Genomic DNA, 7,481 nt, shown 5'->3' on the forward strand with positions numbered 1-7,481 from the left:
TTCCCTGTCTAATGTTGCAAGAATTTGTATGTGCGGGAAAAGGACAGAAAAACTATTGCCTTACGAAGCCACCTTTATTATAATCTATTTCACAGATAAATTTCAGAATATTAAAAATTAATCAAGTGAAAAAGGAGGGATTTTATGCAATTACAAACTGAGGTGAAAAAACAACCTAGTAAACGAAAGTTTAAAATGCCTGACGCGTACGTACTACTATTTTTTATTGCTCTGCTTTGTGCAATAGCTACTTATTTCGTTCCTGCTGGAGAATTTAAAAGAGTTACTAACGGGACTGTTACAACGACAATACCAGGAAGTTACCATTCTGTTCCGCAATCACCGGTAGGGTTTGTTTCTTTTTTTACCGCTATTGAAAAAGGAATGACACTTGCTGCTCCTATCATCTTTTTAATTTTATTTACGGGCGGAGCTATTGCCATTCTTGAAAAAACAGGTGCTCTTGACGGTTTAATCTATCATGTTATTAACAAATTTCGTAACCAGCAATTACTTTTTATATGCATTGTCGCCGCACTCTTTTCCATTCTCGGAACGACTGGCATTATCGTTAACTCAGTTATCGGCTTTATCCCTATCGGCATCATCGTTGCCCGCACATTAAAATGGGACGCTATCGTCGGCGTAGCCATTATTTATTTAGGTACTTATGCTGGTTTTAATGCTACTATATTATCTCCTTCACCTTTAGGCATTTCACAAAAAATCGCGGAACTCCCAATGTTTTCAGGAATTGGTTTACGCACAGCAATTTATATCTCTTTTTTACTTGCTACCATTCTATATATTAATTGGTACGTAAAACGCTTAAAAAAATCGAATAAAGGAAGCATACTCGGCGACAACTGGTTTCCAAGTAATGCTCTTTCAAGTAGAAAAGAGGCACAGAAAACAGAAGTTCCTTGGACAATACGTCATAAATTAATTTTACTCGTTGCAGCTTTATCATTAATTGCATTTTTAATCGGCGCTTTTCGTCTACATTGGACAGACGCAGAAATGACCGCTACTTTTATTTTCATCGCAATTACAGCTGGAATAATAGGTGGTATGAAAGCAAACGATATCGCTTCTACTTTTCTAGCAGGCTGCCAAAATCTCATATACGGTGCTTTGATCGTCGGAATGGCTCGTTGTATTTCAGTCATTTTAGAACAAGGAAAATTACTTGATACAATCGTTAACCAACTCGCACAGTCTCTCGAAGGACAAAGCCCGGTATTTGGCGTTATCGGTATGTATGTAAGTAGTGCCGCATTACATTTCCTTATTTCATCCGGTACAGGTGAATCTGTTATTTTTATTCCGATATTAGCTCCGTTAGCTGATTTCATGGACATTACACGCCAAGTTACAGTACAAGCTGTTATGCTCGGCGAAGGTGTAGTGAACTGCCTCAATCCAACTTCCGGTGTTTTAATGGGCGTTCTCGCAGCGAGCGGTATTTCTTATGGAAAATGGATTCGATTTATGGCTCCACTTGCATTCATTTGGTTTATTATTGGACTTATTTTTCTTATTGTTGGGGTTAATATTGAGTGGGGACCGTATTAAAACTATGAAACTTTCTCCCTATTATTTCACCGTTATCTTATAATAATGAAAAAAAGGATTGATTATAGTAATCAATCCTTTTCACTTGCATCTCTCAAAGCTAAATCTCTGCAGCTAATAAATTGTACTCATTGTCAAAAGAAGCATGGATTCTATGGCCACCAAATACATCTCCATCATTGTATTCACAATATATATCATTTTCTCTCATTACAATGTCCATAAGAGTAATAGATTGCTCAAATGTTTCTTTCGTCATATCATATTCTCCTGCATCTACAGCATCCCAATCTAAATGTTCATCATTCTCATCATATTCAGGCCAAAAATCATTTTTATACTCTATTAATTCTTCCGCTATAGCAAGCTTAGCTTTTTTATCAAATTCCTCTAAACATACATAAAGCTTTTCTGCTCTTTTCAGCATTTCATGTACTTGTACACGCTCATTTCTAACATCCAATTCCCAATGTACTTTTCCTTCGTTTTGTTCATATGTATGTAAAGTTTCATTAAAGATAAACATTCCAATCAATTCACTATTTATTGATTTTTCCATGATTTCATTTCCTTTCTATCCCTGAAAAAGAAACTTTAATTAGTTTGATAGACATGGGACTGAACTCCTAATGCTTTATTTTTATGCTGACTTTTTTCATGAAATAAAACTCAGTTATCAGTCTAAACCATTTTTTAGATTTAACAATAATATGTGTGCATTTGTAAAATTCCAATTAAGTTTGTTAAAAATGAAAAATTCTGAAGTTAGTATTTTATTAAATTTTATTTCAACCCAATAGCATTTTTATCCTTCAAATAGCCCCTTTCATTCTAATTTCTGCATTTCTTTCAGCCGTTCTATATCCTTTTCTGAAGCCTTTTCTATTTTATACAATTCATAGCTACCCTTTATCTCATTTATCACTACAAATTCGATTTCATTCCGAACATAGCTTTTCGTTTTTCCTTTTTTATAACCAATAACATTATCTAATATAGTTTCCCCACTATCTTTTTTATATAAATTATAGCTAACAGGTGGACGACCAATTACATACTTATTATCAGAAAATCCGACTATATCATCCCTTCCTAATCCTGTCGAAGCACTCCAGACAAACATAATCTGAAATATAGAATAAACAACAATACCGCATAAGAAAAAAAATAGGATTGATTTAAAAAATAACTTTACAGGCATGCTTCTCAAAAGACATTCCCTCCAATTTCACCTCAGGATAGCAAGAACAATACGTGAATTTTGTATGCTAAGGCACCAAAGTTTTTATAATGTTCCACAGCTAGTTTAAATAGTGCATCCTTACCTCAAAAACTATCGTAGAGAGTAGCTCGGCTTATGACCTTTCTCCCAAAATAAATACATAGCTTTATTTAAAGCTTGCTCTTTATTAAAACTAATCTTTCTACCCATTAACCACACCCCCGTATTATATATTTTAGTATAAATATTTTGGAACGATAAGCCCGCAAAATATTTTAAAATTAATTCTTCCGTTAGAGGGCGCTTTAAAGGTTTATATAACTGTATTAATAATAATCAAAAACACTTGAAGTTGACGTTGGGTCATTTTATATACTGTTAAGTAGCTCCTATTTCGCAATTTCATAAAAGAAATTAGAAAAATAGGAGGTTTTCATATGAAACAGGGCGATATTATTATTTATGGATGTGTCATTATAGGTGCAGGTATTGGACTGCTACTGGATCATGGATTTCCTGGTGCACTAATTGGATTAGGAGCAGGCTACTTACTTAAAAATCTTCTTAGTAAAGAAGGTTAGAAGCGAAATAAGAAAATAATCGTTAAAGATAAAATCTTAACGTACAGAAAGGTAGGTTTATCAGTTGATACACATTAATAAAGTTGCAGAACTGACAGGCGTTACAGTAAGAACACTGCGTTATTACGATAAAATCGGATTATTAAAACCAGCATCCAAAACAGAGGGTGGCCATCGTTTATATACAAATGAAGAAATAAAAAAACTTCAGCAAGTTCAATTTTTAAAAAAGGTTGGATTTCCGTTACAAGAGATTAAACATATGCTCGACTTCAATGAGTGGGATTGGTCGGATAGTTTAAAGAGCCAATTATCTTATGTAATAAATGAGCAGGAACATTTAAAGAAAATAGAATTATCCTTACGAGAAATGATAAATGGAATTGCGTTAGAGGGAGAAGAAAGCTGGATCGCGATTCAAAAAATCATGCAATTATCCAGCAAAGATAAAGAAATACAACAGTATTATCGCGAATCTATATTTAAAGAAAAAGAAATAAAACTATTAGAAAAGGTTCCTAAGATGGCAAGTGACTGTTCTGATTCACTCGAATGGATTGCTCTCATCGGCCAGTTAAAGCGTTATATGAAGGATGGCCCAAAAGCAACGAAAGTTCAAAATATCATAAGACGAATGGAGGAAAAACGCCTAGAAGAATTTGAAGGTGAGGATGAATTTCTAAATAAGCTTTGGGAGATAAGGATGGCTCCCGAACAATCAGAGAAACTTAGTTTATATCCAATCGATCAAGATGTGCTTCAGTTTATGAACGAGGCATATGCCATTTTTATGACTAAAAAAAATAATCCTGAGCCGGAATAAGGGGGAAAGCACAATGGGTACAGAGCAACTTCTCCTAATAGGCGGATTAGCTATATTAGACACGCTAAGCCCTACTACAATAGGAGTAACAATATATCTACTTTTAACAGATAAAGAACGTCTCACGAAACGTTTATTCGTTTATTTATTGACGGTAGCAGGATTTTATTTTGCTGTTGGCGTTTCACTCATGTTAGGATTAGATTTTTTGTTTAAGTTTATTTCTGGCTTATTTCAAAACCGAATCGTAAGCTGGTCGTTCTTCATTATTGGTGTCATATTATTCATTGCAAGCTTCTATATTCCACCAAAGAAAAATTCAGAGATCCCCTCACCAAAATCAAAAAGCATTTTTTCAATGATCGCGCTAGGATTCACTACTACATTAATTGAAGTGGGTACTGCATTTCCTTATTTTGCGGCAATTGGTATACTTACTACTTCTAATCTATCCTTGATACAATGGTCTTCTATTTTAGCGGGATACAACTTGATCATGGTACTGCCCTCTCTCCTGCTGTTTCTCTTCTATCTCCTATTTGGTCGGTGGATGCAAAAACCTCTCGAGAGGCTTCGAATGAAAATTGCTAATAGTACAGGATCAGCCCTATCATGGATTATGTGTATAGTTGGCTTCCTCCTAATATTAAATAGCCTGGATTATTTATAGGGTATTTATAGAACCTACACTCAGGGGAATATGTTTGAAACTACAGAAGTACTTACACCTACCATTCCCCCACACCAGTTTGTCTTTTACAGGCAGTTACTCTCCCTTCCATCTTCCTCATATTCACCTAATTTTGATGTAAGAGTCCTACTACCTGGGATAAAATATGATGCCATCCAATTCACAATTATTTCTTCCAACTCTGGATGAAGTGGCTTTCTTGCTCCTTCTTCATAATTCTTTTTAAAATCTAATGCTTTAAACTCACCTTCAAAAACTTTCAAACTATGATCCATATTTTTTATTACATATACTTCAGAATCACCTTTCACATAATCACTGATCCGCTTAGCTCTTTCAGGGTCAGCCTGAATATCTTTATCACCAGCGATAGCTAGCACTGGACATGTTACTTGTTGTAAGTCTTTATAAATGTCATGCTGAAAATGCTCTCTAAACCATTTTGCGTTCATCGGTTTAAACCCAACTTTAATCGTATCTTTTTCTGTGTTCATCATTTTCTCTTTTATTTTTTCCATCTGCTTTTCTCCACGTTTCTCCACATTGAGAAGGCGCATTAGTTTTCCCTTTATTCCTTTTTGTTCTTTTAATTCTTTATAAGCAATCTCTCTTTGTCTTTTCGTAGCTTCTTCTAACGATTCCGCAGCTCCTGTAAGAAGGATGAGTCCATTTACTGGTGTTCTTGCGTTTACTACAGTTGCTAACATACAACCTTCACTATGACCAGCTAAAATGATATTTTCCGGATTAACAAATGGTTGTTCTTTTAAATACGTAATCGTAGACTCTATATCACTAACTAAATCCCACATTCCAGTCTTCAGAAATTCTCCGTCACTCTTTCCTACTCCGCGTTTATCAAAGCGGAGCGTCACTACCCCAAGTCTCGCCATTACATGCGCTAAATCTTTATATATGTTCGCCTCAAGCTTTAGCGGTACGATCGTTCCATCACGATCAATCTCTCCAGATCCCGCGATAATGACAACAGCCGCATACTTCCCATCAGCTTTCGGTTTAGTGAGTGTACCTTGCAAAGTAAACTCACTATTGATCGCTACTTCATATTCATCAAAAGTCATCATTTTGTCCCCCTATTCTTTTATATCCAATTTAAATTTCAAACTCGTTATTATATTTTTATACTCTCTTACATGTTTCATTGGAGCAAAAACTGGATTCTCTGCAATACTTTGTAACATGCTTCGCTTTATAATCTCTTCATTTCTAACTGTTTTAGCGCCGAGCGGAAACTCTGCAAACCATCCGTCAATCCCATCAAAATAGGAATCACCGTGTAAATGCAGACTATTTACTGTGAAGCTTGCCGCACAAACTGCTGCATATTTCCGTAACATTTCTAATGCTCTTTCAAAATTGCCTTGCATACAATATACTTGCGCAGCAGCATAGTATACTTTTAAAGTCATATTAGGATGTAATGTTTCTATTTCATATATGTCTATTAACATAAAAGCTCTATTCAAAATCACCTCTACTTTTTCAACGCTTGAGGCATTTACTACTACATAATTCGGTATTGTCGCAACGAGTTGTATTAAATGTTGATACATGCTAATTTGCATTATTTCATTCGCCTTTTTAGTATTTCCAAGCATTTGATACGCCTGTGCGATTAAATCTTCCTCTGGAACGTTAGGACGTATCGTTTCACCAAGCAATTGCAATACTTCATTCGGTTTATTGAGTATAAGATAGCAAGTTGCTTGAAACGATACCGCCTCTTTCACAAGAGAAACATCATCACTTTCTTCCTGCACTCTGCTAAAGAGAGACATTGCTTCTTCTAAAATTTCAATTCTTCTATCCGTGTCCTCCGTTAACATGTGATGATTAATAAAAAGTATTCCTATTTGATTTAATAATGGAAAACAAGAATAATATTTTTTAATTATTTCTCTGCACTCCATCATTACTTCATCAAATGGTTTTTCACTAAAAGCTTCCGCTAGTCTATGATATAAATCCTTAATATCTTCCTGTTCCATTTGCGGTGTATAACAGATTAGTTCGTCTATACTTATATTAAAGTACGATGCTAGCAGTGGTAAAAATGTAATATCCGGATAACTCTGTCCCGTCTCCCATTTGGAAACAGACGCCTTCGTAATACCGATATACGCCGCTAACTCTTCCTGCGTAATCCCCCTTTCTTTTCTCTTATCCGCAATTACTTTATGAATGTTTATCTCCTTCACATCATCACCTCATACTTTTATTATATGCTTTTACTTCACACAAAATATGGATTTAAAGTCGACTTTCGTTAACAAAATCAACTGTTAGGAAACATGTCTCTAAAATCAAAGGCAGGGACATATTTGATATGTCCCTGCCTTTTTATTGTGGGGTACCGATACATAGCCATCTAGCTAAGATTTTGAAGTACTGCAAAATCAAACATTTCATCTCACCATAGTTTTCTATGAGATTCCAGTGAACAGCTTATTTAGTCGGGTAAGCGGGGGGCATCGCTGCCCCCAACTCCCCTCAGAACCGTACGTGACAGTTTCCCATCATACGGCTCAAGCCTTCTTTTTATCCGATTTCAGTCCCTTTAGTATAGGC

General features: G+C 35.3%; 8 protein-coding genes and 1 pseudogene. 4 read left to right on the forward strand and 5 right to left on the reverse strand.

The window, feature by feature from the left end; all coding sequences use genetic code 11:
• Positions 1 to 144 precede the first annotated feature (144 nt).
• Positions 145 to 1,575 (forward strand): YfcC family protein, encoded by a 1,431-nt coding sequence (locus PQF83_RS10260; RefSeq protein ID WP_001176955.1) that lies wholly within the window; start codon positions 145 to 147, stop codon positions 1,573 to 1,575.
• Positions 1,576 to 1,675: 100 nt separating this feature from the next.
• On the opposite strand, the gene PQF83_RS10265 is transcribed toward PQF83_RS10260, so the two are convergent.
• The 3 genes and pseudogenes from PQF83_RS10265 to PQF83_RS28570 form a co-directional block, all read right to left on the reverse strand.
• Positions 1,676 to 2,134: a DUF2262 domain-containing protein gene (locus PQF83_RS10265; RefSeq protein WP_000415699.1), complete on the reverse strand. Its 459-nt coding sequence runs from the start codon at positions 2,132 to 2,134 to the stop codon at positions 1,676 to 1,678.
• A 267-nt stretch (positions 2,135 to 2,401) separates the two neighbouring features.
• A complete protein-coding gene (locus tag PQF83_RS10270; protein ID WP_012644490.1) occupies positions 2,402 to 2,776 on the reverse strand; it encodes a hypothetical protein in 375 nt (124 codons plus the stop codon).
• Between the two features lie 128 nt (positions 2,777 to 2,904).
• A pseudogene (locus PQF83_RS28570) lies at positions 2,905 to 3,007 on the reverse strand (TetR/AcrR family transcriptional regulator); the annotation flags it as partial.
• A gap of 227 nt (positions 3,008 to 3,234) precedes the next feature.
• On the opposite strand from PQF83_RS28570, the gene PQF83_RS10280 reads away from it, so the two are divergent.
• The 3 genes from PQF83_RS10280 (at position 3,235) to PQF83_RS10290 (ending at position 4,871) form a co-directional block, all read left to right on the forward strand.
• Entirely contained in the window at positions 3,235 to 3,378 is a 144-nt protein-coding gene (locus PQF83_RS10280; RefSeq protein WP_000808927.1) for a hypothetical protein, read from the forward strand.
• A gap of 64 nt (positions 3,379 to 3,442) precedes the next feature.
• Positions 3,443 to 4,201 (forward strand): MerR family transcriptional regulator, encoded by a 759-nt coding sequence (locus tag PQF83_RS10285; RefSeq protein WP_000581351.1) that lies wholly within the window; start codon positions 3,443 to 3,445, stop codon positions 4,199 to 4,201.
• Between the two features lie 13 nt (positions 4,202 to 4,214).
• Complete coding sequence (locus tag PQF83_RS10290) at positions 4,215 to 4,871, forward strand: GAP family protein (protein ID WP_000536412.1); 657 nt, start codon at positions 4,215 to 4,217, stop codon at positions 4,869 to 4,871.
• Positions 4,872 to 4,957: 86 nt separating this feature from the next.
• Here PQF83_RS10290 and PQF83_RS10295 read toward each other — a convergent pair whose 3' ends face one another.
• Entirely contained in the window at positions 4,958 to 5,974 is a 1,017-nt protein-coding gene (locus PQF83_RS10295; RefSeq protein WP_000141804.1) for an alpha/beta hydrolase family protein, read from the reverse strand.
• Between the two features lie 12 nt (positions 5,975 to 5,986).
• On the reverse strand, positions 5,987 to 7,111 hold the full coding sequence (locus PQF83_RS10300) for a helix-turn-helix domain-containing protein (protein WP_000659041.1): 1,125 nt from the start codon (positions 7,109 to 7,111) through the stop codon (positions 5,987 to 5,989).
• Positions 7,112 to 7,481 lie beyond the last annotated feature (370 nt).

It is taken from the genome of Bacillus sp. FF-1, assembly GCF_028548245.1.
Classification (GTDB): domain Bacteria; phylum Bacillota; class Bacilli; order Bacillales; family Bacillaceae_G; genus Bacillus_A; species Bacillus_A paranthracis.